Genomic DNA, 24,058 nt, shown 5'->3' with positions numbered 1-24,058 from the left:
GGGGCGACGCCCAGAAACATCAAAGCAACGCGGCCATCGCCTTGGCGGTGTCGACCATGCGGTTCGAGAAGCCCCATTCATTGTCGTACCAGCTGACGACGCGCACCAGCTTGCCCTCGATCACCGCCGTTTCCAGGCTGTCGACCGTCGACGAGGCCGGCGCGTGAAGCAGGTCGATCGAGACCAGCGGATCGGTGCTGTAATCGAGAATACCCTTCAGCGGTCCGCTTTCGGAAGCCGCCTTCAGCGCCGCGTTCACCTCGTCGCGGGTCACGTCGCGCTTGGGGGTGAAAGTCAGGTCGACCAGGCTCACGTCCGGGGTCGGCACGCGGATCGCCGAGCCGTCGAGCTTGCCCTTCAGCTCGGGCAGCACCTCGCCCACCGCGCGCGCGGCGCCGGTGGTGGTCGGGATCATGCTCATCGCGGCCGCACGCGCGCGGCGGAGGTCGCTGTGAACCTGATCGAGGATCTTCTGATCGTTGGTATAAGCGTGAACCGTGGTCATCAGCCCGCGCTCGATGCCGAACGCATCGTTCAGCACCTTGGCGACGGGGGCGAGGCAGTTGGTGGTGCACGACGCGTTCGAGACGATGGTGTGTTCAGCCGCCAGCTTGTCGTGGTTCACGCCGTAGACCACCGTCAGGTCCGCCCCCTTGGCCGGGGCCGAGATCAGCACGCGCTTGGCGCCCGCGTCGAGATGCTTCTGCGCGCTCGCGCGGTCGGTGAAGAAGCCGGTGCATTCCAGCACAAGATCAATGCCGAGCTCGGCGTGGGGCAGATTGGCCGGGTCGCGCTCGGCGGTGACGCGGACGCGCTTGCCGTCGATCACCAGATCATTGCCCTCGGCGGCGACGGTGCCCGGATATTTGCCGTGGACCGAATCGCGCGCGAACAGCCAGGCGTTGGACTTGGCATCGGCCAGGTCGTTGATCGCGACCAGCTCGAGCCCGGTATCGTCCCGCTCCAGCATCGCCCGCGCGACGAGGCGACCGATGCGCCCGAAGCCGTTGATCGCTACCTTCACCGTCATAAGCTACTCCCTTGGTTCAGCGCCCCAGCCGCGCGGCGATTTGCGGCGCGATACTGTCGGCGGTCAGCCCGAAATGGCGATACAGCGCCTCGGCCGGGGCGGAGGCGCCGAAGCTGTCGATCCCGAAGCGCATCCCATCGGCCCCGGTCCAACGCTCCCAGCCAAAGGTCGTGCCCGCCTCGATCGAGACTTTGAGGACATCGGCGGGCAGCAGCTCGTCCTTGTAGGCGGCGTCTTGCGCTTCGAAATGGCGCCAGCTGGGCATCGAGACGACATCGGCGCCGATACCCCGCGCTTCGAGCGCTTGCGCCGTTTCGACCGCGAGGCTCACTTCAGAGCCAGTCGCGATGAGGACGACCGCCCGCGGCGCCTGGGCGGCGCGCAGCCGGTAAGCACCGCGCGCGCTCAGCATTCCGCCCTCGCCGCGCAGCGTCGGCAGGTTCTGGCGCGACAGCGCGAGCAGCCCCGGCCCATCGGCGCGACCCAGCGCGAGCGTCCAGCATTCGGCGGTCTCCACCGCGTCGCACGGGCGATAGACGTCGAGCCCCGGGATCATTCGCAGGCTTTGCAGATGCTCGATCGGCTGATGCGTCGGGCCGTCCTCGCCGAGCCCGATCGAATCGTGCGTCATCACATAGATCACGCGCGCATGCTGGAGCGCCGAAAGGCGGATCGCCGCGCGGGCATAGTCGGCGAACACCAGGAACGTGCCGCCATAGGGGATGACGCCGCCGTGCAGCGCCATGCCGTTCATCGCGGCGGCCATGCCGAACTCGCGGATGCCGTAATAGAGGTAGCGGCCGCCGTAATTCTCGGCCGTTAGCGGGCCGGTGGCGGCGGTCTTGGTGTTGTTCGAGCCCGTCAGGTCGGCCGAACCGCCGATCAGCTCGGGGATCAGCGGGGTGATCGCCTCGAGCGCCATCTCGCTCGCCTTGCGCGTCGCGACCGTGGGCGCGTCGGCGATGAGTTTCGCCATGAACGCTTCCGCCTCGCCCTGCGGCGCGGGGAGCTGGCCGGCCATGCGCCGCTCGAACTCGCCACGCGCCGGATGCGCCGCGAGCCGGTCGGCCCAGGCCGCGCGCGCGTCCACCGAGCGCTTGCCGGCGCGCAGCCACGCCTCGCGAATATCCTGGGGCACCTCGAACGGCGCGGCGGTCCAGCCGAGCGCCTCGCGCGCGCCGGCGACTTCGGCGGTGCCGAGCGGCGAGCCGTGGGTCTTGGCGGTGCCCTGCTTGGTCGGCGCGCCCTTGCCAATGATCGTGCGGCAGCGAATCAGCGAGGGGCGCGGATCGGCCGTGGCCTCGGCCAAAGCTTCGGCGACGGCGGCGAAATCATGCCCGTCGCACTCGACGACATGCCAGCCGGTCGCGGCATAGCGCGCCGGGATGTCCTCGCTCGACGACAGCGAAACCGCGCCGTCGATCGTGATCTTGTTATCGTCCCACAGCACGTTCAACCGCCCGAGCTTCAGATGCCCGGCGATCCCGATCGCTTCGTGGTTGATGCCTTCCATCAGGCAGCCGTCGCCCGCGATCACCCAAGTGCGGTGATCGACCAGCGCGTCGCCGAACACCGCGCTCAGATGCCGCTCGGCGATCGCCATGCCGACCGCCATCGCCAGCCCCTGCCCCAGCGGGCCGGTGGTGCATTCGACGCCGGGCAGCTCGAAATTTTCCGGGTGCCCCGCGCACGGGCTGCCCAATTGGCGGAACGCCTTGATGTCGTCGATCGTCGGGCGCGCATAGCCGGTCAGGTGGAGCAGCGCGTAGATCAGCATCGATCCGTGCCCGGCCGACAGCACGAAGCGGTCACGGTCCGCCCAATGGGGATCGGCAGGATCGAACTTCAGATATTGGGTGAAGAGCACGGTCGCCGCGTCGGCCATGCCCATCGGCATCCCGGGATGGCCCGAATTGGCGGCCTCCACCGCATCCATCGCCAGCGCGCGAATGGCGTTGGCAAGCTGTTGGTCGGTCGGCGCCATCCTATCCCCGCTGTGGCACTCAGCGCGCCGTGAGTCGAAAGTCGCGCGCGTCTTTGCGGTGGCACGGCGCCCCCGTCAACCGCCTCGCCGCGCCGCCGGCTTGCGGGGGCCGCGCACCGTGCTACGTTGCGGCGCATGGCAGAGGCGTTGGCGCGGATCGAGGCCGCGCTCGAACGGATCGACCGCGCGGCGGCGCGGCACCAGGAGCAAGCGGCGCGGCTCGCGGCCCGGCACGACCGGCTGCGCGAGCGGGTGGCGGCGGCGATGACGGCGCTCGACGCGCTGATCGAGCGCGATGGCTGAGGTGGTGATCCAGCTCGGCGGGCGCGGCTATCCCGTCGCCTGCGCCGATGGCCAGGAGCCGCGGCTGCACGCGCTCGGCGCGATGCTCGCCGAACGCTGGCCGATCGCGCAGCGCGCGGCCGGCACTGGCCCGCCCGAACGCGCGCTGCTGCTGCTCGCGCTGATGCTGGCCGACGCGCTCGACGAGGCGCGTACCGCGCAGCCGCTGGGTGATTCCACCCTGCTCGATCGGCTCGCGACCCGGCTTGAAGCGCTGGCGGAAAGCCTTGAGGACGCCGCGCAAAATCCCTAGATAGGGCATGGCGGGTACTGCCCGGCACGAGCTTTAGGAACATCCCTGAGGCGATATCACCATCCACGGGGGCTGTCCCTACCCTGGCCCTGGCCAAGGCAAACGGTTCCCACCTGACGTTGAGGCGTCAGAGGATATTCGAGCAACCGACCCATGGTGGTCCCGCCACTTACCCCTCCGCTGAAAGCCGATCTCCGCGCGGCGATGCGCGCCGCGCGTTTGCGGCAGGCGGCCGTGCCGATCGTGCCGCCGGCGCCGTTCCTCGCGCGTCTGGCCCAGCCAGGCGTGATCGCCGCCTATCTCCCGATCGCGGGCGAGGCCGACCCGGCGCTGCTCGTCGAGGCCGCGGTCGCGCGCGGCTGGGGACTGGCGCTGCCCCGCATTGCCCGGCGGGGCGCGCCGATGCGCTTTTTGGACGGCGACGCCCCGCGCGAGCCGGGGCCGATGGGCCTCACCCAGCCGGTCGCGGACGCGCGCGAATTGGTGCCCGATCTGATCCTCACCCCACTGGTCGCGTTCGACCTGCGCCTCAACCGGCTGGGCCAGGGCGCGGGCTTCTACGATCGTGCGTTCGCCGACCACCCCCAGAGCTTGCGGATCGGCGTCGCCTGGTCCATCCAGCGCGTCGAGGCGGTGCCGACCGAGCCCTGGGACGTGCCGCTCCACGCTGTCATCACGGAACAGGGCTGGATCGAGCGATGACCCCAAGTTGGCGCAAACCCGCCGGCGCGCTGCTGCTGCTGCTGTTGATCACGCTTTGGGCGGTGCTGGTGACGAGCCTCTCGGGTACGCTCGCGCGCTGGCCGGCGCTGGTTCAAGCGCTCTTTTATCTGGTGACGGGGATCATCTGGATCATGCCGCTGAAGCCGTTGCTCCGCTGGATGGAAACCGGGCGCTGGCGGGCGGAAAAATAAGGCCCCCGCCGCGCGCGACAGGGGCCAGGTTTCTAGAGAGCCGCGGGTGCCCTAGCGGTAATTGAAACCGTAATAGCTATAGACCTGCTCGCCATAGCTATCATCATAGCTGGGTTCCTGCTCGCTATAATGCGGCGCGCCCTGCAGCTGTTCCTTGGTGACGTCGACCACATAGCCGCCATGATCGGTGTCATAGGTCAGCGCGTCCCAGGGCAGCGGATAACGGTCGGTACCCATGCCGAGGAAGCCGCCGAAGGTCATCACCGCATAATCGACCTGGCCCGAAAGCTTATCGACCATGAAATGCTCGATCGTGCCGAGCCGCTCTCCCTGCTGGTTGTAAACCGCGGTTCCTTCGACCTTGTTCGAGGCGATCAGATCGCTGGTCTCGCGCGTGTCCAAATTCTGGCTTGTGTCCATGATTGCCCTCTTGGCTTGCGGCACGGCGGGAGAAAGCCGCGCTTCCGGAGGGGTCAACGCATGGCGCAGCGCGCGCGCGGCAACGGTTGGTCGCTCGCGCGGCTCGTTTGAGCAGAAGCTGCTGCGAAATGGCGCGAGTGACGGGGCTCGAACCCGCGACCTCCGGCGTGACAGGCCGGCGCTCTAACCGACTGAGCTACACCCGCGCATCGGTTGAGGCGGCGCGGATAGGCGAGCCGTGCGGGGCTGTCAACAGGGGAATGCGGCGGCCAAACCCGGCCCTTCGTCCACTAATTGCCAGCGACCAATCTGTCGCCAAGCCTGAGAAGGACGGTGATCGGATCGCGGCCATTGCCATAGCCATAGGCAGCCGCCTCGCGCCGGCTGCACTGCCGCTCGCCCGCGAACAGGCCGCATCGGCCGGCAGGGGTCAACGCCGCCATACCGCCCGGCGAATCCGCCGTCCGGCCATCGGCCGCCAGATCGCGCTCAACCGGCAACGGCAGGCGATACTGATCGCCGCGGCGGCCGCAGACCACAACTTCAGCGCCGACGCCCGGGGCGCAGAGCGACAGCGTGGGACGGGTCGGCTCCGCGACCGCCACGGTGCCCAGATCGAAGTTGGGCACATCGGCCGGCATGCCAATCGCTTGCAGCGCCAGCATGAGGCGCCAACTCACCGCCCGCCGCCCCCGCGCCGTCGCTGTTCGAGCGTGCCGTGTTCGAACAGGAAGCCGGCGATGTCGGGCTTGCCGGCGGCCGCGACCACCGTTTGGGCGATGATCAGGATCGGCACCGCCAGCAGCGCTCCCGCCGTGCCCCACACCCACCCCCAGAAGCTCAACGAAATCAGGATCATGATGGGGTTGATCGTCAGCCGGTGGCCGACGATCAGCGGCGTGATGACATTCGCCTCCAGCAGGTGCGATGCGACCATGATCGCCGCCGGCATCAACGCCACCCACAAATCGGTGAACACCATCGTCCCGCCCAGCGCGAGCAGCACCGCCGCCACGATCGGCCCGAAATAGGGAACGTAATTGAGCAGCGCGACGATGCCACCCCACATCGCGGGGTATGGCATCCCCATCGCCCACAGGCACCCCGCCAGGAACACCCCGAGCGAGAAGTTGATGACGGTGATCGTCCCCAGATAGGCCGAGGTATCGTCGACCACGTCCTGAATGACGCGCGCGGTCGCCATCGCACCCGAAAAGCTCGCGCGGCTGGTGATCGTCTCGCGCCGCAGCCGCGTCCAGCCGGCGAGGAAGAAATAGACGACGAGGATGCCGAAGAAGATGTGGACGAACACCGACGGCGCCGAACTCGCGATCAGATCGACGAGCGAACTCGGCGGCGGTTGCTGGGTCTGCGCGGCCCGCGCGACCGACTGCGCCGAGCCGGCCGCGAACTTCATCGCGGTGCGATCGATGTATTTTTCCAGGCTTTGGTAGAGCTCCAGGATCGGCTTCAGGTTCATCTGGATACGGCCGATCCGCTCCGGCAACAGGCGGAAGAACGCGACCGCCGGCACGATGATCGCCGCGAGCGCGACATTGGCGGCAGCGAGGAAGCCCGTGACGCAGAGCAGCGCCGCGATCGACGACGGCACCCGCCGCCGCTCGATCCATTCGAGCACCGGCACCAAGGCGATCGCGATGACGAGCGCGGCGGTGAGCGGCAGGAAGAATTCGGTTCCGGCCTTGAGCGCGAAGGGAAGCGCGAGCAGCAACCCCACGCCGCCGATCAGAGTGACCGCGGCGAGCAGCCGGTCGCGCCGCAACATCGCCTCCTCCGCCGGCGTGGGCGGGCTCGGCGCCGCCTCGTTCAGACCTTCATATGGCTTGTCCACGATCCGTTCCTTGCTGCGCCCCTCTTAGCGCCATTCCCTGCCGCTGTAATCCCGGCTAGCGTTCATTCCATGACCGAGCTTTTAGTGATCGACGCGGGCACCACTTCCACCCGCGCCATGGCTTTCGCTCCCGATGGAACCTGCCGCGCGAGCGCCGCCGCCGAATTGACCCAGCATTACCCGCAAGCCGGCTGGGTGGAACATGACGCGGGCGAAATTTGGGCACGCACACACGAAATGGCCGCGCAGGTGATCGCGGCGGTAGGCGGGACCGATCGCATCGCCGCGATCGGCATCACCAACCAGCGCGAGACGGTGGTGTTCTGGGACAAGGTGAGCGGCGAACCGCTCGCGCCCGCGATCGTCTGGCAGGATCGCCGCACCGCGCAGGACTGTCAGGCACTTAAAGAGGCCGGCCACGAGGCGACCGTGCAGGCCAAGACCGGGCTGCTGCTCGACCCGTATTTTTCGGGCTCGAAGATTGGCTGGGCGTTGCGCCACTGGCCGCAGCTCGCCGAGGCGGGCGATCGGCTCGCGATCGGCACCGTTGAAAGCTGGCTGGTGTGGAAGCTCACCGGCGGGCTGCACATCACCGATGCCACCAACGCCAGCCGCACCGCGCTGATGGCGATCGGCAGCGGCGCCTGGGACGATGGCTTGATCGACCTGTTCGGCGCCCCGCGCGCGGCCTTGCCGGAAATCGTGGACTGCGCCGGCCGCTTCGCCGAGACGCGACTGTTCGGCGGCGCGATCCCGATATGCGGGCTGGCGGGCGACCAGCAGGCGGCGACGATCGGCCAGGCCTGCCTGAACCCGGGCGACACCAAGGCGACCTTCGGCACCGGCGCTTTCATCCTGACGATGGCGGGCGCCACGCCGCCGATCTCGCGCCACCGATTGCTCTCGACGATCGCCTGGCAGCTGGGGGGGCGGCGCGCCTATGCGCTCGAAGGATCAGTGTTCATCGCGGGCAGCCTGATCAAATGGCTGCGCGACGCGCTGCAGCTGATTCCCGATGCCGCCTGCACCGCGGCGCTTGCCGCCTCGGTGGCCGATAATGGCGGCGTCTATTTGGTGCCCGCCTTGTCGGGCCTGGGCGCGCCGTGGTGGCAGCCCGAGGCGCGCGCGGCGATCACGGGCCTGAGCTTCGCGACCGGGCGCGCGCATCTGGTTCGCGCCGCGCTCGAGGCGATGGCGCATCAGAGCCATGACCTGATGACCGCCTTCGCCGCCGATGGCTGCACTTGGGCCACGCTGAAGATCGATGGCGGGATGGTCGCGAATGATTGGCTGGCGCAGGATCTGGCGGACATGCTCGCGATCCCCGTCGAACGCCCCAGCTTCACCGAGACGACGGCGCTCGGCGCGGCGATGCTCGCGGGCGTCGGTTGTGGCCTGTTCGCAGACCTACAGGCGGCGAGCGTGATGCGTGGCCGGGTCGAGCCCTTCATTCCGAAGCTGAATGACAGGGCGCGCACCGCGCGGCTCGCGGGGTGGCAGCAGGCGGTGCGTTCGGTGGTTGACGCAAGGGACGCTCAGCTAGGTTAAAAAATGCCAGTGGATTGACTTGTTTCGACGCTTTGGCGCAATTCAGGCGCACCCCGGGGGATTAGGGGGGCGAAAGGCTCGCGAAGGCCGGGACGCTTTCGCCAGACAGGAGAGAGTGATGCGCCGTTCGATTTTCACCATCGCCATGCTCGCCGCGCCGTTCGCGGCGGCACCGGCTCTCGCGCAGACCGACGCCGCGACGGGCCAGAAGCTCTACACGCAGAAGTGCGCGATCTGCCACGCGCCGAACCAGAACAAGATCGGCCCGATGCACAAGGGCATCGTCGGCAAGAAGATCGCGAGCGTGCCGGGCTATGCCTATTCAGCGGCGTTGAAAAAGCTGCAGGGCACCTGGACCCCGGCCGCGCTCGACAAGTGGCTGGCCAACCCGCAGGCGGTGGCCAAGGGCAGCAAGATGGTGCTCCAGGTCGCCGACGCGAACCAGCGCAAGGCGATTATCGCTTACCTGGCGACGCTGAAGTAAGCGCTTCGTTCGGTTGTAGGGAAGCGCGCCGCGGCGGGAAGCCGGGGCGCGTTTTTCTTTTGGGGGAACGGTGCGGCGGCCTTTGTCGACGCCGACGCTGACGGATGCATTGCCGACTTGTTGGCCAGCTTTCGACGCTGACCGGTTACGCCCATGTTCCCGTCGATGAACCGCGATACAGTTGGGCCAGATGAGATGCGCCTTCGCGCTGCGGTCGAAGCGATTTATGGCTGCTTCGCGGCCCCTGTGCCTAAACAGATCATCGGCTGTCCCTGCTGTATCACGACACGGCAAATAGACATTCTACTAACCAAGCCATTACACGCGGTAACCGGGACCGCCCTCTGGCGATACGTATCGGGCGTTTTCCTCACCGTCGGGGCGGAGCGCGATTTTCGCTATTTGCTGCCACGCATCTTGGAAGTTTCGGCGTTCGATCCGACCAACGCCAATGACCCGGAAGTTGTTTTGGGTAAGCTGAAGCTCGCGGGGTGGCGCTCTTGGTCGCCCGCGGAACAGCAGGTGATCGAGGAGTTCGTGGACGCCTGGTTCGAGCGAGAGCTGACGAGAGACTTGGCGGGCGCCGAAGCGGGCTGGATCGAGATGAACGCCGAAAGCGTTCTCTGCGGCGCGGCACGGGCGGGATTTCCGCTGCGGCCTTGGCTTATCCGCTTGTGCGAGCCCGATGCCGCTCCCGTGCTAGAAGACCTGAAATCGCGCTATCCTAGCGAGCTGTCCGCGTTTTGGGAGCTCGCCCCTCAACAGCTTCAGGAGTTTGCTACAATCCTAGACGGTGGATCGAGCTAATTCTGCCCCGCTAAGCCGCCGCCTCCAGCCGATCCGCGAAGAACGATTTCAGCTCGCGCTTCAAAATCTTGCCATTCGCATTGCGCGGCAAAGTCTCTTCCGAAAAACGTACCGCCACCGGCACTTTGAACGCCGCGAGATGCTGGCGCACCCAGGCTTGCAATTCGGCCTCGCTCGCGCTGGTGCCCGGCGCGAGATAAACCACCGCCGCCGGCTCCTCGCCCAGCGTGCGGTGCGGCAGGCCGATCAGGGCGGCGTCGCTCACTGATGGATGGGCGTAGAGCACATTCTCGACTTCGCTCGAATAGATATTCTCGCCGCCGCGAATGATCATGTCCTTGGCGCGGTCGACGATGTAGAGGAAACCTTCCTCGTCCAGACGCGCCAGATCGCCGGTGCGCACCCAGCCATCGACAAAGGTCGCCGCCGTCGCCTCGGGCTTGTTCCAATAGCCCTTCACGATCATCGGCCCGCGCGCCCACAATTCGCCGACCTCGCCCACGGCCAGTTCGTGGGTGCCGCTTTCGTCCATGATCTTCAGGTCCGCGACCGCGACCGCCGGGCCGGCGCTGGTCGGGCGGTTGAGATAATCTTCCGCCCCATGGCCGGTGACGGTCGCCATCGTCTCGGTCATCCCCCAGCCATTGCCGGGCAGCGCGCCGAATTCGGTGTAGATGCGCTTGACGAGTTCGGGCGCGGACGGGGCGCCGCCATAGGCGATGCTCTCCAGGCTAGAGAGGTCGTATTTGGCGCGATCGGGATGGTCGAGCAGCTGCCAGGCGATGGTCGGCACACCGCCGGTCGCGTGGACCCGCTCGCGCTCGATGATCTCCATCGCGCGGATCGCATCCCATTTGCGCATGAAGATCAGCGTCGATCCGCTCGCGACCGCGCCCATCATCCCGGCGCTGCACGCGGTGACGTGGAACAGCGGGATGCAGGTGAGCATCTTCTTGGGCTCGGGCGCGGCCGGTGGCGCCTCCCCCCGGCGCAGCAAGGTCCGCGCGCCCGAATAGCCGCTGGAGAAGATGTTGGTCACCAGATTGCGGTGGGTGCCGAGCGCGCCCTTGGGGTTGCCGGTGGTGCCGCTGGTGTAGAAGATCGTTGCCTCGGTCTCGGGCGTCAGCGCCGCTTCGGGCAGCGGTTGATCGGGGAGCGATGCCCAATCATGCGGCGTGCCGATGAGGTCGGTCAGCGTCACCTCGCCCGCGCCGCGCAGCACCACCACGCGCCCGAGCGCGGGCAAAGCGCCGTAATGGTCACGCAGCCGATCGTGCCGCTCGGCATCGACAAACAGGACGCGCGCGCCCGAGTCAGCTAGGCCGTATTCCAGCTCGGCGCCGGTCCACCAGGCATTGAGCGGCACCGCGATCGCACCGATCGCGACGGTCGCGAAGAAGATCACCGGCCATTCGGGCAGGTTGCGCGCGCACAGCGCCACCCGGTCGCCCGGCTGCACGCCCATCGCGATCAACTGCCGAGCGAGCGCGGAGACGGCGCGGAAATGCGCTTCGTAAGTAACCCGCTCATCCTCATGGATCACGAATTCGCGCGCGCCGTGCAGGCGGCTGAACTGCACCAGCAAGCCCAGATGCGGCGGCGCGTTCTTCCACACCCGCGTCGGCACGCCGCCGATTTCGACCGTTTCCATCTCGAACCGCGCGCCCGGCGCGGTGAGCATTGCCTCGATCTCGGCGAGACTCGCCTTGGGCCAGCTGGGGTCCAGCGCGATCAGGGGTTCGCCAAGGCTCGACATCGCGGGGTTCTCTCCATCCAGACTTCGGCTCTCACCGCCGGTTTGGCGTGAAGGTTAGTGTTGATTCGGCGGCCGCTCAAGGCAATAGAAGAGCCGGTTTCGAAACAGGGGTACGGCTTTGATGGCACTCGCGGACCCGCAGGCACTGGGCTTCGATCGGGCGCGGCTCGCGCGGATCGATACGCTGCTCGCCGAACGCTATGTGACGACGGGGCTGCTGCCGAACGCGCAAATCCTGATCGCGCGCGAGGGCGAAATCGCCCATTTCAGCCATCTCGGCCAGGCGCGCGAGGAGGGCGGCGCGGTCACCGAGGCATCGCTGTTTCGAATCGCGAGCATGACCAAGCCGATCACGAGCCTGGCGTTCATGATGCTACTCGAAGAGGCCGAGGTGGGGCTCGACACGCCCGTCCACCACGTCCTCCCCGAGTTCAAGGGGCTGGGCGTCTATAATGGTGGCGGCGGCGGGGTGCCTTTCGTTACCAAGCCAACCGCCGAGCCGATGCGGATGGTCGATCTGCTGCGCCATACCAGTGGGCTGACCTATAGCTTCCAGAACCGCAGCAATATCGACGCCGCCTATCGCGAGCAGAAGCTGGAAAACTGGTTCGGCAACCATGACCTGAACGGGTTCGTCGGCGCGCTGGGGCAATTGCCGCTGGAGTTCTCGCCGGGCAGCGCGTGGAATTATTCGGTGTCGACCGATGTGCTCGGCGCGGTGGTCGAACGGCTTTCGGGCCAGACTCTCGATGCCTTCTTCCACGAACGCATCTTCGCGCCGCTGGGGATGCACGACACCTTCTTCCACGTACCCGAAGATAAGATCGACCGCTTGGTCGATTGCTATGATTGGGTGCCCGGCGGCAAGAAATTGTGGGACCGTGGCGCCAACAGCGCTTGGGCGCACCGGCCCAAATTCCTCTCGGGCGGCGGCGGGCTGGTATCGACCGCGCTCGATTATCATCGGTTCTGCACGCTTTGCCTGAATGGCGGCACGCTCGACGGGGTGCGGCTCGTCAGCCGCAAGACGATCGAGCTGATGACGCAAAACCACCTGCCCGGCGGCGCCGATCTTTCCGCCATGTCGAAATCCTTGTTCAGCGAGACGCAGAATGCCGGCACCGGCTTTGGCCTGGGCTTCGCGGTGACGATCGACCCGGTGCGGTCGATGATGCCGGGTTCGGTCGGGGAATATTATTGGGGCGGGATGTTCTCGACCGCCTTCTTCATCGATCCGGTCGAGCGGATCAGCATGGTGTTCATGACCCAGCTGCGCCCCTCCAGCACCTATCCCATCCGGCGCGAGCTGAAGACGCTGATCTATTCGGCGTTGCTGTGATGGGCCTTAGGGACGCTGGATACTCGACCAGCTCCTCCCCCGGCGGGGGAGGAGCTTTGCTACCCGCACTCGACCAACAACAGGAGCAACCATGACCTCGCCGATCACCACCGAACGCCATGATGATGTGCTGGTCATCTATTCGGACAATCCGCCGGTCAACGCGCTGGGCGCCGCCGTTCGCACCGGGCTCGACGCGGCGGTGAAGGCGGGGCTCGCCGATGCGAGCGTGAAAGCGATGGTGATCGCGTGCAAGGGCAAGACCTTCTTCGCGGGCGCCGACATCACGGAATTCGGCAAGCCCCCGGTCGAACCGCTCCTGCCGCAGCTGCTCGACATGGTGGAGGCCGCCGACAAGCCGATCGTCGCCGCCATCCACGGCACCGCGCTCGGCGGCGGGTGCGAGGTGACGCTCGCCTGTCATTATCGCATCGCGGTGCCCTCGGCGCAGATCGGCACCCCCGAGGTGAAGCTCGGCCTGCTCCCCGGCGCGGGCGGCACCCAGCGGCTGCCGCGCCTGGCGGGCGTCAAGCTCGCGCTTGAACTCACCGCCAAGGGCGATCCCATCGGCGCCAAGCTCGCGCAGCAGGCCGGGCTGGTCGATCGCCTCGCCGGCGAGGGCAGCCTGGTGGAGGACGCGATTGCCTTCGCCCGCGAAGTCGCCGCTGTCCGCCCCCTCCCCCGCGCGAGCGAGAAGACCGCGACCGCCGATCCCGAGGCAGTCGCTGCGTTCAAGAAGGAAAATGCCAAGCGTTTCCGTGGCTTCGACGCGCCTGCCGCCAACATCGCCTGCGTCGAAAAGGCGACCGACGGCTCCAGCTTCGAGGAAGGCATCAAGTTCGAACGCGAAAGCTTCATGAAGCTGATGTTCGGCACGCAATCGGCCGCCATGCGCCACATCTTCTTCGCCGAGCGCAAGGCGGCGAAGATCGACGGCATCGCCGATGACATCGCGCTGCGCGCCATCAACAAGGTCGGCGTGATCGGCGCGGGCACGATGGGCGGCGGGATCAGCATGAATTTCCTGTCGGCGGGCATCCCGGTCACCATCGTCGAAATGGCGCAGGAAGCGCTCGAGCGCGGCACCGGCGTGATCCGCAAGAATTACGAGGCGAGCGCCGCCAAGGGCCGGCTGAAGCCCGAACAGGTGGAAGCGGCGATGGGCGCGCTCACCCCCACGCTCAGCCTCGACGATCTCGCCGATTGCGACCTGATCATCGAAGCCGTTTACGAGAATATGGACGTTAAGAAGGAGCTGTTCGGCAAGCTCGACAAGATCGCCAAGCCGGGCGCGATCCTTGCCTCCAACACCAGCTATCTGAACGTCGATGAGATCGCCGCCTCGACCAGCCGCCCGCAAGACGTGGTCGGGATGCACTTCTTCTCGCCCGCCAATGTGATGAAGCTGCTGGAAGTGGTGCGCGGCGCGAAGACGGCGGACGATGTGCTCGCGACCGTGATGGCGCTGTCCAAGAAGATCAAGAAGGTCGCGGTCGTCGCGGGCGTCTGCCACGGCTTCATCGGCAATCGGATGCTAATGCCGCGCCAGGTGGAGGCGAACAAGCTGCTGATGGAAGGCGCGACGCCCGAGCAGATCGACCGCGTCCATGTCGAATTCGGGATGCCGATGGGGCCGTTCCAGATGAGCGACCTGGCGGGCGTCGACATCGGCTGGCACCGCGACCCGAGCCGGATCGAGAATATCCGCGACGCGCTTTGCGCCGAGGGCCGCTGGGGGCAGAAGAAGGGCGCCGGCTTCTATGATTATGACGAGAAGCGCAACCCGACGCCCAGCCCCCGCGTCGCCGAGATCATCGAGGAGTTCCGCTCCAAATCGAACCTGCCCAAGCGCGAGGTGAGCGACGAGGAGATCATCGAACGCACGCTCTACACGATGGTCAACGAAGGCGCGCTGATCCTGGAAGAGAAGATGGCGCAGCGCGCGAGCGACATCGATGTCGTGTGGATCTATGGCTATGGCTGGCCGGTCTATCGCGGCGGCCCGATGTTCTGGGCCGATACCGAAGGGCTGAAGAAGATCGTCGCGGGCCTTGAGAAGCACGGCTTCAAGGTGGCCGAGCTGCTCAAGAGCAAGGCCGAGGCTGGCGGGCGGTTCAATTGAGAGTGATAGTGACCATGACCCTCTCCCCTTCAGGGGAGAGGGTGGCCCGCGTGAAACGCGGGTCGGGTGAGGGGGCGATGCCGCAGAGCGCCGTGCCCCGCATCGCCCCCCCTCTCCCAACCCTCTCCCCTAAAGGGGAGAGGGCTTATGGTTGTTCGGCATGACCCGAACCGCCCTCGCCACCGCCGCCGCGATCCGCGCGGGTGAGACGACCGCGCTCGCCGAGGCCGAAGCGGCGATCGCGCGGGTCGAACGGGACGATGGCGCGATCAACGCGGTCGTCGTCCGCGATTTCGCGCGCGCGCTGGAGCAAGCCCGTGCGGTCGATGCGCGGATCGCGGCGGGCGACACTGGCGGTGTGCTGCTCGGCGTGCCGATGACGGTGAAGGAAAGCTTCGACGTCGCGGGCCTCCCCACCTGCTGGGGCTATCCCGAACACGCCGATTTCATCGCGAGCGACGATGCGGTCGCCGTCCGGCGCCTGAAGCGCGCGGGCGCGGTGATCCTGGGCAAGACCAACGTCCCCGTCGCGCTCGCCGATCTCCAGACTAACAACCCGGTCTATGGCCGCACCCGCAACCCGCTCAACCTTGAACGCGTGCCGGGTGGTTCCTCGGGCGGGGCGGCCGCGGCGCTCGCGGCGGGTTATGTACCGGTCGAGATCGGCTCCGACATTGGCGGCTCGATCCGCATCCCCGCCGCCTTTTGCGGGCTGTGGGGGCACAAGCCCACTTATGGCGCGCTGCTGAGCACCGGGCATAACTTCCCGCGCACCAGCGGTAGCGGCGTCGCGCTCAACGTCATCGGCCCGCTCGCGCGCGATCCCGATGATCTGGAGGCGCTGCTCGATCTGCTCGCCGAAGCGCCACTCGCCCGCCCCGCCCCGCGCGCACCCGGCGACTGGCGGGTGCTGCTGCTCGAGGTGCGCCCGCATGTCGCGGTGCAAGCGAGCATCGCCGACGCGATCGAGGCGACCGGCCGGGCGTTCGAAGCCGCCGGCGCCAAGGTCGATCGCACCAGCCCGCTAATTCCCGATCTCGCGGCGCAAACCGCGCTTTATCTGCGGATGCTGCTGCCCGCGCTCACCCGCGGCAAGATGCCGGAGGGAATGCAGCCGCCGAGCCTTATCGACTGGTTCGGTCTGATCGATGGCCAGACCCAGTTTCGTACCGCCTGGAACCGTCTGTTCGAGCATTATGACGCGGTGATCGCGCCGATCTGGGGCACCACCGCTTACCCGCATGATGACACGCCGCTCGGCGAGCGCCTGCTGATCGTCGACGGCGAACCCACCCCGGCGGGGGCACAGATGGCGCTGCCCGGCCTCGCCACCTTCCCGATGTTGCCCGCCACCAGCGTGCGCATCGGCACCGATCCCGATGGCCTGCCGATCGGGGTTCAAGTGATCGCCGATTACAACCGCGATTTCACCGCGATCGCCGTCGCCCGCGCGGCGCACCAGTTGATGATGGGGAAGTGACCATGACCGACCTTGAAACCTTCCGCGCCGAAACCCGCGCCTGGCTCGACGCGCATTGCCCGGCTGAAATGCGCGAGCCGGTGCGCGGCGACGCCGATATCTGCTGGGGCGGGCGCAACCCAAGCTTCAAGCCCGGGCAGCAGCAATGGCTCGACGCGATGGCGAGCCGCGGCTGGACGGTGCCCGATTGGCCCACCCAATATGGCGGCGGCGGCCTGTCGCCCGCCGAGACCAAGGTCCTGCGCGAGGAGATGGCGACGCTCAGATGCCGCAGCCCGCTCAATTCGTTCGGCATTTCCATGCTCGGGCCGGCGCTGCTGAAATACGGGACCGAGGAGCAGAAGCTCGAGCATCTGCCCAAGATCGCGCGTGGCGAGATTCGTTGGTGTCAGGGCTATTCGGAGCCCAATGCCGGGTCCGACCTGGCGAGCCTGGCCACCTCGGCGATCGAGGATGGCGACGATTTCATCATCAACGGGCAGAAGGTGTGGACCTCTTACGCCGACAAGGCGGACTGGATCTTCTGCCTGGTGCGCACCGACAAGGCGGACAAGCATAACGGCATCAGCTTCATCCTGTTCGACATGACGACGCCGGGCGTCTCGACCCGGCCGATCCTGCTGATCAGCGGCTATTCGCCGTTCTGCGAGACCTTCTTCGACAATGTCCGCGTGCCCAAGGCCAATGTCGTCGGCCAGATCAACAAGGGCTGGGATGTCGCCAAATATCTGCTCGGCCATGAGCGTGAGATGATCTCGGGCATGGGGCTCGGCACCACCAGCGGCAACCCGCTGATCGAGGGCGCGCTGGCGACGATCGGGCTCGACGCCGATGGGCGGCTCGCCGATCCGCTGCTGCGCGCGCAGATCGCGCTGTTCGAGGTGCGCGCCCGCGCCTTCGGCATGATGTCCGAACGCTTCATCGACGAGCTGAAGGCGGGCCAGGCGCACCCGGCGCAGCCCTCGATGATGAAATATTACGGTACCGAGCTGAACAAGGCGCGGCATGAGCTGATGATGGCGGCGGGTGGCTCCGACGCGCTCGAATGGGAGAGCGAACGCTCGAACCAGGGTGGTGCGGCGCGGGCGTGGCTGCGGACCAAGGCCAATTCGATCGAGGGCGGCACCAGCGAGGTGCAGCTCAACATCGTCGCCAAGCGGATTTTGGACCTGCCAAGCGCGTGACAACAAGCCCTCTCCCCCAAGGGGGAGAGGGTTGGGTGAGGGGGTGATCCGGGCACTGTCGCCCTGCTGCATCGCCCCTCACCCGACCCCGCCTTCGGCGGGGCCACCCTCTCCCGCCGGCGGGAGAGGGCCAAGAAGGAGACCCCAATGCCCCTCTACCTTACCGAAGACCAGACGATGCTCCGCGACACCGCGCGCGATTTCGTGCGCGAGCAGGCGCCGGTCCGCCACCTGCGCGAGCTGCGCGACAGCGCCAACCCCGATGGCTTCAGCCGCGATCTGTGGAAGCAGTTCGCCGAAATGGGCTTCACCGGCATTTTGATCGGCGAGGATCAGGGCGGGCTCGGCCTCGGCCATATCGAAGCCGGGGTGGTGCTTGAGGAGATCGGGCGCAACCTCTCACCCTCGCCCTTCCTCTCCACCGCGGTCGCGGCGGTCGAGGCGCTGAAGGGCACGCCGCACGCCGCGCGCTGGTTCCCGAGCATCCTGGCGGGCGAGGCGGTCGCCGCGCTGGCGATCGACGAGCGGGCGAAGCACGGCGCCAACATCACGCTCAAGGCCGAGCGCGCGGGCAATGGTTTCCGGCTGACCGGCACGAAGCAATTCGTGACGCACGGGCACGCCGCCGACGTCATCCTGGTCGCAGCGCGCACCGCCGGCGCCGAGAATGAGGATGCGGGCATCACCCTGTTCGCGGTCGAGCGCGGCGCGGCGGGGCTGGAGGCAACCCCCGAGCGGCTGGCCGACGCGAGCATCGCCGCCCGGCTCAACTTCGACGGGGTCGAGGTCGATGCCGATGCGGTGATTGGCGAGGTCGATCACGGCGCCGATCCGCTCGCCCGGCTGCTGCGCGCGGGGCGCGCCGGCGCCTCCGCCGAACTGCTCGGCGTCGGCGGCGGGGCGATGGACATGACGGTCGATTACCTCAAGGAGCGCAAGCAGTTCGGCCTGCGCATCGGCAGCTTCCAGGCGCTCCAGCACCGCGCCGCGCATCTCTATAGCGAGATGGAGGTCGCCCGCGCCGCCGTGCTCAAGGCGCAGCAGCTGCTCGACGCGGGCGATGCGCGCGCCGACGAGGCGGTGCATGTCGCCAAGGCGATGACGGGGCTCGCGACCACGCTCGCGGTGCAGGAGGGTATCCAGATGCATGGTGGCATCGGCATGACCGACGCCTATGACATCGGCTTCTACATGAAGCGCGCGCGCGTGCTCGCCGAGACCTTTGGCGACAGCAACTATCACGCCGACCAGCTGGCGCGGATGGCGGGCTATTGAATCCGCCCCAGGCGCGCTTGGGGAGGATCAAGAGGGGAAATGAGTTGACCGAGACGACGCCCGAAGCGCTCGCCGCCGAGCTTTGCGCGCTGCTCACGATCGAGGAGCTCGACACCGATCTCTATCGCGGTGCCAGCCGGCGCGAGGGCTGGGGTCGCGTCTTCGGCGGGCAGGTGATCGCGCAAGGACTTCAGGCAGCGCAGGCTTCGACCGAGGCGCCCAAGATCGCCCATTCGCTCCACGCCTATTTCATGCGCCCCGGTGCCGAGGATCACCCGATCATCTACCGCGTGGTGCGCGATTTCGACGGCGGCAGCTTCGCCACCCGCCGCGTGATCGCGATGCAGAAGGGCGTGCCGATCCTGAGCATGACCGTGTCGCTGCAGCGCCCCGAGGACGGCCTCGCGCATCAGGAGCCGATGCCCGAGGTGCCCGCACCGGAGGGCCTTCCAAGCGACCTGGCGCTGCGCCAGGCGATGGCCGATCAGGTGCCCGAGAAGTTCCGCCGCGGCTTCCTGCGCGCGCGGCCGATCGAGACACGCCCGGTGAGCGCGCGCAACCCGTTCAAGCCGGAAAAGGGCGAGCCGCGCCAGGCGAGCTGGTTCCGCATCGCCGCGCCGATCGGCGATGATCCGGCGATGCACCGGGCGATCCTGGCCTATGCCTCCGACATGGCGCTGCTCAGCACCGCGCTGCTGCCGCATGGGGTCAACTGGATGACTCACCCGCTGCAAACCGCGAGCCTTGACCATGCGGTATGGCTGCACGAACCGTTCCGGGCGGACGACTGGCTGCTCTATGTTTGCGAGAGCCCATGGAGCGGGCACGGTCGCGGGTTCAATCGCGGGCGGGTTTACGCGCGCGACGGCCGACTTGTGGCGAGCACCACGCAGGAAGGGCTGATCCGGATGCGGGCGGAGCGCTGAGGCCGCCGACGCGAAAAAGCCCGCTACCTCGGTGAGGTCGCGGGCTTTTGCCACCAAGCGTGCGCGTTCAGCGGCTGACGGGCACGTCGTTGTTGTTCTGATCGCGCGTGCCCGCGATCACCGCGAGCGCGGCGACCGCGCCACCGATCACGATCACGGCGAAGGCCGCGATGCCCGCGTTCGAGACCTTGGCCTTGCCCCCCTTCGCCGCCGCCCGAACGGGTGCCGCGTTGCCCAGCGACAGCGGCGCGGCCGCGTTCACAGCCGGCGTCCGCGCGGGCGCGACCGTCGGCAGCGCGACCAGGCTCAGCGCGGCGCTGGCCGCGATCAACTTCTTCATAGGTCTCCCCTCTCGTTTCGGTGAACCAGCACCGTAACTTGCTAAGGGGCAAAGAGTTCCCGCCCTCAGACCGCGGTCTTGCCGAATTCCTGACGGGTGACGGGGTGGCTCGACGACAAGCCGCCATCGACCGCGAGCGCCTGACCATTGACGTAACTCGCCTCGGGCGAGGCCAGGAACACCGCGACCCGCGCGAGTTCTTCGGCCTGCGCCGCGCGACGCAGCGGGTTGAGCCGGCCGACCCGGTCCATCTTGCCCGCGTCGCGCGCATAATCGAACGTCGGTTTGGTCATCCCCGTCTCGGTAAGGCCCGGGCAGAGCGCGTTGACCCGCACATTCGATCCCGAAAGCTGCTGTGCTGAAACCTGCGCGAGGTTGATCACACCCGCCTTCGACGCCGAATAGGCCGGCGACCCCGCGCCCGAGCGGATGCCGGCGACGCTCGCGGTGAGCACGATCGCGCCGCCGCCGCGCTCGGCGATCTTGGGCGCGGCGTGCTTCACCGCCAGGAACGGGCCGATCAGGTTCACCCGCAGCACCTCGGCGAACAGCTCGGGGGTGGTATCGAGGATATTGGCCATGCCGCCTGAAATGCCGGCGTTGGCGAACATCACGTCGAGCCCGCCAAAGGCCTCGCACGCCTTGGCGACGGCGGCGGCGACGTCCTCCTCCTTGCCGGCGTCGATCCGCAGCGCCTGGGCGCGGCCGCCGGCGGCGGTGATCGCGGCGGCGGTCTCGGTGACGCTCTCCGCCCAATCGGCGCACAACACCGCCCCGCCTTCCGCCGCGAACAGCCGCGCCGCGGCGGCGCCAATGCCCGAGGCCGCGCCGGTGACGATGATCGATTTGCCCTGGAAGCGCATGAACTTTTCCTCTCGAATCAAATCGTAACCCCGCCGTCGAGCACGATCGTCTGCCCGGTCATGAAGCTCGACGCGCTGCTCGCCAGGAACACCACGGCGCCCGCGATCTCATGCGGCTCGCCGATGCGGCGCAGCGGCACGCTCTTGTTCGCGGCCTCGATCCGCACCGGGTCTTCCCACAGTGCCTTGGCGAAATCGGTCTTGATCAGGCCCGGCGCGATGCAATTCACCCGCACATTGTCCGGCCCGAACTCATGCGCCAGATTGCGCGCGAGCTGCATGTCGGCCGCCTTGCTGATGCAATAAGCACCGATCACGGTCGAGCCGCGCAAGCCGCCGATCGACGAGACGATGATGATCGAGCCCGATCGCCGCGCGCGCATCTCCGGCGCGACCATCGCGATCAGCCAGTGGTTGGAGACGATGTTGTTGTCGAGGATCTTGCGGAACTGATCGTCGCTAATCCCCTCCTGCGGCCCGTAATAGGGGTTGGAGGCGGCGTTGCAGACGAGAATGTCGATCCGCCCGAACGCCCGGCGCGTTTCGTCGACCAGGTGCTGCAGCCCCGCCTTGTCCGAGATATTGGCGGCGACCGCGATCGCGGTGCCCGCGCCGAACTTGGCGTTCAGCTCCTCGGCGACCGTGTCGCACGCCTCCTGCTTGCGGCTGGAGATGATGACCTTGGCGCCGTGCTCGGCGAGTTCATAGGCGCTCGCCTTGCCGATCCCGCGCGACGAGCCGGTGACGATGGCGACCTGGCCGGTAAGATCGAACTGGCTCATTACTCCCTCTCCAAACCCTATACGTTGGGTCGTCATCCCGGGCTTGACCCGGGATCCCGCTACCTCTTCTCACGGGCGAAGGTAGCGAGACCCGTGATGAAGGTGGAACCGTCCCCCGGACGGTTCCACCTTCATCACCAAGTCCGGGTTGACGGTTGTGCTTTTGGCGATGTGTCTCGCCTCACGCCCCCGCCTTCTGCGCGAAATGCCACGCCGCCGCCGCCAGCGCGCCGACGCGCTCCGCCGTCTTCGCCGCCTGCGCGCTGGAGGCGGTGCCGTCGACGATGCGCTTCTTGATGCCCTGCACGATTCCCGTCAGCCGGAAGAGGTTATAGGCGAAGTACCAGTCGAGATCGGGCACCCCGTCGCGCCCGGTCGCGGCGGCATAGCGCGCAACGGCTTCCTCCATCGTCGGGATGCCGCTCTCGCCGCCCGCCAGCCCCATGATGCCGGAGCGTCCATCCGCCGGCGTCACCCAATTCATCAGGAAATAGCTGAAATCGGCGAGCGGATCGCCGAGCGTCGACAGTTCCCAATCGAGCACCGCGATCACGCGGGGCTCTTGGCCATCGAAGATCATATTGTCGATGCGGTAATCGCCATGGACGATCGCGGTGCGCGTCTGTTCGGGCACGGTGCGCGGCAGGAACTCGATCAACGCCTCGACATCGGGCATGTGCTCGGTCTCAGAGGCCCGGTACTGCTTGGTCCAGCGCGCGACCTGGCGTTCGAAATAATTGCCGGGCTTGCCATAATCTTCCAGGCCCGCGCCGGCATAATCGGTGTTGTGGAGCGCGGCGAGCGTGTCGATCATCGCGTGGTAATGCGCGCGGCGCCCATCGGGCGTCAGGCCCGGCAGCGCGCCGTCCCACAGGTTCCGCCCCTCGACCAAAGCCATCAGGTAGAATTTGCTGCCGATCACCTCCGGGTCTTCGCACAGGCCGTAGGGGCGCGGCACCGGGAAGCCGGTGGGGTAGAGCCCCGCGATCAGCCGATATTCGCGGTCGACCGCGTGCGCGCTCGGCAGCAATTTGCCGAAGGGCTGGCGGCGCAGCACATAAGTGCCGTGCTCGGTAATCACCTTATAGGTCGGGTTCGATTGCCCGCCCTTGAACTTTTCGAGCCGTACCGCGCCGCTTGCGCCCGGCACATGCGCTGCCATCCAGGCGGCGACCTTGGCAGGGTCGATCGGGTCGTCCGCCGGTACGGGGAGCGTGCCGACCATCAGTTCCTCGGCGGTCATGCGAATTCGATCACGGAGCGCACCGTGTCCCCCTGCCGCAGCGCCGCGAGCGCGCCGTTGACGCCCGCGAGCGGGATCTTCTCGGCCACCAGCGTATCGAGATCGAGCTTGCCGTCCAGATAGAGCTGCACCAGCCGGGGCATGTCGATCGGGAAGCGCGTGGAGCCGAGCAGTGAGCCTTGCAGGCGCTTGCCGGTGAGGAAGCTCGGCCCCGGCAGGCTCACCGCCTTGCCCGGCGCGATCATGCCCAGGATCGTCGCGGTGCCGCCGCGCTTCAGGAGGGTCCAGGCGAGCTCGGCGGTTTCGGGGCGCCCGACCGCCTCGATCGCATAATCCACCCCACCGAGCGTGAGCGCGGTCAACTTCTTCACCAGATCGGGCTCATCCGGCGCGAAGCCGTGCGTGGCGCCGAGCCGGGCGGCGAGCGCGCGCTTCTCCGGCACTGGATCGATCGCGATGATCTGCCCGGCGCCAGCGATCTTGGCGGCATTGATCGCGGCGAGGCCGATGCCGCCGCAGCCGATCACCGCCACGCTTTCGCCCGCGCGCAGCTTGCTGTCGTTGAAGATCGATCCCGCGCCGGTAATCACCGCACAGCCGAGCAGCGCCGCTTGCGTCAGCGGCATGTCCTTGCTGATCGCGACGCAGGCATTTTCATGCACCAGCATCGCTTCCGCGAACGCCGAGAGATTGAGGAACGGCGCGAGCGGGGTGCCATCAGCGCGCGACAGGCGCGGCGGCGCGCCCTTGGGACGGCGCGTCGAGGGATCGACGCACAGCGAGGGACGCCCGGTGACGCACATCTCGCAGCTGCCACAGAAGACGGTGAAGAAAGTGATGACGTGATCGCCGGGCTTCAGCCGGGTCACGTCAGACCCCACCGCTTCCACAACCCCGGCCGCCTCATGGCCCGGCACGGTCGGCATCGGGTGCGGGAAGCTGCCGTCGACGAAATGCAGGTCCGATCGGCAGACGCCGCACGCGGCGGTGCGGATCAGCACCTCGCGCGGGCCGGGGGTGTCGATGCGCACGTCCTCGATCACGAGGTCCGCTTTGGGTTCGAACAGGATGGCGGCTTTCATCTAACTCCCTCTCCCCTTCAGGGGAGTTTGGG

24 protein-coding genes and 1 tRNA gene are annotated in these 24,058 nt (G+C 67.4%); 13 read left to right on the top strand and 12 right to left on the bottom strand.

Going from position 1 to position 24,058, the window contains the following annotated elements; genetic code table 11:
• Positions 1-19: 19 nt before the first annotated feature.
• Together gap and tkt are read right to left on the bottom strand one after the other, a co-directional pair.
• Positions 20-1,030 carry a type I glyceraldehyde-3-phosphate dehydrogenase gene (gap, locus tag K2X73_RS04045; protein ID WP_294108803.1) on the bottom strand — a complete coding sequence of 337 codons (1,011 nt, stop codon included), beginning with the start codon at positions 1,028-1,030 and terminating at the stop codon, positions 20-22.
• Positions 1,031-1,046: 16 nt separating this feature from the next.
• Positions 1,047-3,014 (bottom strand): transketolase, encoded by a 1,968-nt coding sequence (gene tkt, locus K2X73_RS04040; protein ID WP_294108801.1) that lies wholly within the window; start codon positions 3,012-3,014, stop codon positions 1,047-1,049.
• 135 nt (positions 3,015-3,149) lie between these two features.
• Here tkt and K2X73_RS04035 point away from each other — a divergent pair, with 135 nt between their 5' ends.
• From K2X73_RS04035 to K2X73_RS04020, 4 genes are all read left to right on the top strand, one after another.
• Positions 3,150-3,317, top strand: coding sequence for a hypothetical protein (locus tag K2X73_RS04035; RefSeq protein WP_294108799.1), 168 nt, complete (start codon positions 3,150-3,152; stop codon positions 3,315-3,317).
• Positions 3,310-3,609, top strand: a complete 300-nt coding sequence (locus K2X73_RS04030; RefSeq protein WP_294108796.1) for a cell division protein ZapA — start codon at positions 3,310-3,312, stop codon at positions 3,607-3,609. The genes K2X73_RS04035 and K2X73_RS04030 overlap by 8 nt, the downstream gene beginning before the upstream one ends.
• A 204-nt stretch (positions 3,610-3,813) precedes the next feature.
• Positions 3,814-4,311: a 5-formyltetrahydrofolate cyclo-ligase gene (locus K2X73_RS04025; protein WP_294108794.1), complete on the top strand. Its 498-nt coding sequence runs from the start codon at positions 3,814-3,816 to the stop codon at positions 4,309-4,311.
• Complete coding sequence (locus K2X73_RS04020) at positions 4,308-4,523, top strand: DUF2842 domain-containing protein (protein ID WP_294108792.1); 216 nt, start codon at positions 4,308-4,310, stop codon at positions 4,521-4,523. Before K2X73_RS04025 ends, K2X73_RS04020 begins: the two co-directional genes overlap by 4 nt.
• Before the next feature lie 51 nt (positions 4,524-4,574).
• Here the strand turns inward: K2X73_RS04020 and K2X73_RS04015 are convergent, their stop codons facing one another.
• The 4 genes from K2X73_RS04015 to K2X73_RS04000 form a co-directional block, all read right to left on the bottom strand.
• Complete coding sequence (locus K2X73_RS04015) at positions 4,575-4,943, bottom strand: PRC-barrel domain-containing protein (protein ID WP_294108790.1); 369 nt, start codon at positions 4,941-4,943, stop codon at positions 4,575-4,577.
• Positions 4,944-5,072: 129 nt separating this feature from the next.
• A tRNA-Asp gene (locus K2X73_RS04010) sits at positions 5,073-5,149 on the bottom strand.
• Positions 5,150-5,233: 84 nt separating this feature from the next.
• Complete coding sequence (locus K2X73_RS04005) at positions 5,234-5,608, bottom strand: hypothetical protein (protein ID WP_294108787.1); 375 nt, start codon at positions 5,606-5,608, stop codon at positions 5,234-5,236.
• A gap of 11 nt (positions 5,609-5,619) precedes the next feature.
• Positions 5,620-6,729 carry an AI-2E family transporter gene (locus K2X73_RS04000; protein WP_294108993.1) on the bottom strand — a complete coding sequence of 370 codons (1,110 nt, stop codon included), beginning with the start codon at positions 6,727-6,729 and terminating at the stop codon, positions 5,620-5,622.
• A 135-nt stretch (positions 6,730-6,864) separates the two neighbouring features.
• On the opposite strand from K2X73_RS04000, the gene K2X73_RS03995 reads away from it, so the two are divergent.
• The 3 genes from K2X73_RS03995 (at position 6,865) to K2X73_RS03985 (ending at position 9,634) form a co-directional block, all read left to right on the top strand.
• Positions 6,865-8,343 (top strand): glycerol kinase, encoded by a 1,479-nt coding sequence (locus tag K2X73_RS03995; RefSeq protein ID WP_294108785.1) that lies wholly within the window; start codon positions 6,865-6,867, stop codon positions 8,341-8,343.
• 118 nt (positions 8,344-8,461) lie between these two features.
• The gene (locus K2X73_RS03990) at positions 8,462-8,827 is read left to right on the top strand and encodes a c-type cytochrome (protein WP_294108783.1); all 366 of its coding nucleotides are present in this window, start codon (positions 8,462-8,464) and stop codon (positions 8,825-8,827) included.
• A gap of 165 nt (positions 8,828-8,992) precedes the next feature.
• Positions 8,993-9,634 carry a hypothetical protein gene (locus K2X73_RS03985; protein ID WP_294108781.1) on the top strand — a complete coding sequence of 214 codons (642 nt, stop codon included), beginning with the start codon at positions 8,993-8,995 and terminating at the stop codon, positions 9,632-9,634.
• Between the two features lie 10 nt (positions 9,635-9,644).
• On the opposite strand, the gene K2X73_RS03980 is transcribed toward K2X73_RS03985, so the two are convergent.
• Positions 9,645-11,390, bottom strand: coding sequence for a class I adenylate-forming enzyme family protein (locus K2X73_RS03980; RefSeq protein ID WP_294108780.1), 1,746 nt, complete (start codon positions 11,388-11,390; stop codon positions 9,645-9,647).
• Positions 11,391-11,511: 121 nt separating this feature from the next.
• Between K2X73_RS03980 and K2X73_RS03975 the strand changes: the two genes are divergently transcribed.
• The 6 genes from K2X73_RS03975 (at position 11,512) to K2X73_RS03950 (ending at position 19,716) form a co-directional block, all read left to right on the top strand.
• On the top strand, positions 11,512-12,729 hold the full coding sequence (locus K2X73_RS03975) for a serine hydrolase domain-containing protein (protein ID WP_294108779.1): 1,218 nt from the start codon (positions 11,512-11,514) through the stop codon (positions 12,727-12,729).
• Positions 12,730-12,820: 91 nt separating this feature from the next.
• A complete protein-coding gene (locus K2X73_RS03970; protein ID WP_294108778.1) occupies positions 12,821-14,851 on the top strand; it encodes a 3-hydroxyacyl-CoA dehydrogenase NAD-binding domain-containing protein in 2,031 nt (676 codons plus the stop codon).
• 160 nt (positions 14,852-15,011) lie between these two features.
• Positions 15,012-16,331 carry an amidase family protein gene (locus K2X73_RS03965; protein ID WP_294108776.1) on the top strand — a complete coding sequence of 440 codons (1,320 nt, stop codon included), beginning with the start codon at positions 15,012-15,014 and terminating at the stop codon, positions 16,329-16,331.
• A 2-nt stretch (positions 16,332-16,333) separates the two neighbouring features.
• The gene (locus K2X73_RS03960; RefSeq protein ID WP_294108774.1) at positions 16,334-17,515 is read left to right on the top strand and encodes an acyl-CoA dehydrogenase family protein; all 1,182 of its coding nucleotides are present in this window, start codon (positions 16,334-16,336) and stop codon (positions 17,513-17,515) included.
• Between the two features lie 147 nt (positions 17,516-17,662).
• Positions 17,663-18,790 (top strand): acyl-CoA dehydrogenase family protein, encoded by a 1,128-nt coding sequence (locus tag K2X73_RS03955; RefSeq protein WP_294108771.1) that lies wholly within the window; start codon positions 17,663-17,665, stop codon positions 18,788-18,790.
• A 44-nt stretch (positions 18,791-18,834) separates the two neighbouring features.
• Complete coding sequence (locus K2X73_RS03950; RefSeq protein ID WP_294108768.1) at positions 18,835-19,716, top strand: acyl-CoA thioesterase II; 882 nt, start codon at positions 18,835-18,837, stop codon at positions 19,714-19,716.
• 67 nt (positions 19,717-19,783) lie between these two features.
• On the opposite strand, the gene K2X73_RS03945 is transcribed toward K2X73_RS03950, so the two are convergent.
• The 5 genes from K2X73_RS03945 to K2X73_RS03925 all read right to left on the bottom strand — a co-directional run bounded on the left by K2X73_RS03945 (position 19,784) and on the right by K2X73_RS03925 (position 24,026).
• Complete coding sequence (locus K2X73_RS03945; RefSeq protein ID WP_294108766.1) at positions 19,784-20,056, bottom strand: hypothetical protein; 273 nt, start codon at positions 20,054-20,056, stop codon at positions 19,784-19,786.
• A gap of 65 nt (positions 20,057-20,121) precedes the next feature.
• Entirely contained in the window at positions 20,122-20,919 is a 798-nt protein-coding gene (locus K2X73_RS03940) for an SDR family oxidoreductase (protein ID WP_294108764.1), read from the bottom strand.
• Between the two features lie 17 nt (positions 20,920-20,936).
• Complete coding sequence (locus K2X73_RS03935; protein ID WP_294108762.1) at positions 20,937-21,701, bottom strand: SDR family oxidoreductase; 765 nt, start codon at positions 21,699-21,701, stop codon at positions 20,937-20,939.
• 181 nt (positions 21,702-21,882) lie between these two features.
• Complete coding sequence (locus K2X73_RS03930) at positions 21,883-22,944, bottom strand: phosphotransferase family protein (RefSeq protein ID WP_294108760.1); 1,062 nt, start codon at positions 22,942-22,944, stop codon at positions 21,883-21,885.
• Entirely contained in the window at positions 22,941-24,026 is a 1,086-nt protein-coding gene (locus K2X73_RS03925; protein ID WP_294108758.1) for a Zn-dependent alcohol dehydrogenase, read from the bottom strand. The genes K2X73_RS03930 and K2X73_RS03925 overlap by 4 nt, the downstream gene beginning before the upstream one ends.
• Between the last annotated feature and the right edge of the window lie 32 nt (positions 24,027-24,058).

Source organism: Sphingomonas sp. (assembly GCF_019746665.1).
Taxonomy (GTDB): domain Bacteria; phylum Pseudomonadota; class Alphaproteobacteria; order Sphingomonadales; family Sphingomonadaceae; genus Sphingomonas.
This window is presented reverse-complemented; position numbering and strand designations above follow the sequence as displayed.

Bases quoted from the DNA above. Each gene is read 5' to 3' on its own strand.
- K2X73_RS04000 (WP_294108993.1), bottom strand. From the start codon at position 6,729: ATGTTGCGGCGCGACCGGCTGCTCGCCGCGGTCACTCTGATCGGCGGC.
- K2X73_RS04025 (WP_294108794.1), top strand. From the start codon at position 3,814: ATGCGCGCCGCGCGTTTGCGGCAGGCGGCCGTGCCGATCGTGCCGCCG.
- K2X73_RS03975 (WP_294108779.1), top strand. From the start codon at position 11,512: ATGGCACTCGCGGACCCGCAGGCACTGGGCTTCGATCGGGCGCGGCTC.
- gap (WP_294108803.1), bottom strand. From the start codon at position 1,030: ATGACGGTGAAGGTAGCGATCAACGGCTTCGGGCGCATCGGTCGCCTC.
- K2X73_RS03990 (WP_294108783.1), top strand. From the start codon at position 8,462: ATGCGCCGTTCGATTTTCACCATCGCCATGCTCGCCGCGCCGTTCGCG.
- K2X73_RS03955 (WP_294108771.1), top strand. From the start codon at position 17,663: ATGCCCCTCTACCTTACCGAAGACCAGACGATGCTCCGCGACACCGCG.
- K2X73_RS03940 (WP_294108764.1), bottom strand. From the start codon at position 20,919: ATGCGCTTCCAGGGCAAATCGATCATCGTCACCGGCGCGGCCTCGGGC.
- K2X73_RS03925 (WP_294108758.1), bottom strand. From the start codon at position 24,026: ATGAAAGCCGCCATCCTGTTCGAACCCAAAGCGGACCTCGTGATCGAG.
- K2X73_RS03970 (WP_294108778.1), top strand. From the start codon at position 12,821: ATGACCTCGCCGATCACCACCGAACGCCATGATGATGTGCTGGTCATC.
- K2X73_RS03960 (WP_294108774.1), top strand. From the start codon at position 16,334: ATGACCGACCTTGAAACCTTCCGCGCCGAAACCCGCGCCTGGCTCGAC.
- K2X73_RS04020 (WP_294108792.1), top strand. From the start codon at position 4,308: ATGACCCCAAGTTGGCGCAAACCCGCCGGCGCGCTGCTGCTGCTGCTG.
- K2X73_RS04035 (WP_294108799.1), top strand. From the start codon at position 3,150: ATGGCAGAGGCGTTGGCGCGGATCGAGGCCGCGCTCGAACGGATCGAC.
- K2X73_RS03965 (WP_294108776.1), top strand. From the start codon at position 15,012: ATGACCCGAACCGCCCTCGCCACCGCCGCCGCGATCCGCGCGGGTGAG.
- K2X73_RS04015 (WP_294108790.1), bottom strand. From the start codon at position 4,943: ATGGACACAAGCCAGAATTTGGACACGCGCGAGACCAGCGATCTGATC.
- K2X73_RS03935 (WP_294108762.1), bottom strand. From the start codon at position 21,701: ATGAGCCAGTTCGATCTTACCGGCCAGGTCGCCATCGTCACCGGCTCG.
- K2X73_RS04030 (WP_294108796.1), top strand. From the start codon at position 3,310: ATGGCTGAGGTGGTGATCCAGCTCGGCGGGCGCGGCTATCCCGTCGCC.
- K2X73_RS03930 (WP_294108760.1), bottom strand. From the start codon at position 22,944: ATGACCGCCGAGGAACTGATGGTCGGCACGCTCCCCGTACCGGCGGAC.
- K2X73_RS04005 (WP_294108787.1), bottom strand. From the start codon at position 5,608: ATGCTGGCGCTGCAAGCGATTGGCATGCCGGCCGATGTGCCCAACTTC.
- K2X73_RS03980 (WP_294108780.1), bottom strand. From the start codon at position 11,390: ATGTCGAGCCTTGGCGAACCCCTGATCGCGCTGGACCCCAGCTGGCCC.
- K2X73_RS03945 (WP_294108766.1), bottom strand. From the start codon at position 20,056: ATGAAGAAGTTGATCGCGGCCAGCGCCGCGCTGAGCCTGGTCGCGCTG.
- K2X73_RS03985 (WP_294108781.1), top strand. From the start codon at position 8,993: ATGAACCGCGATACAGTTGGGCCAGATGAGATGCGCCTTCGCGCTGCG.
- tkt (WP_294108801.1), bottom strand. From the start codon at position 3,014: ATGGCGCCGACCGACCAACAGCTTGCCAACGCCATTCGCGCGCTGGCG.
- K2X73_RS03995 (WP_294108785.1), top strand. From the start codon at position 6,865: ATGACCGAGCTTTTAGTGATCGACGCGGGCACCACTTCCACCCGCGCC.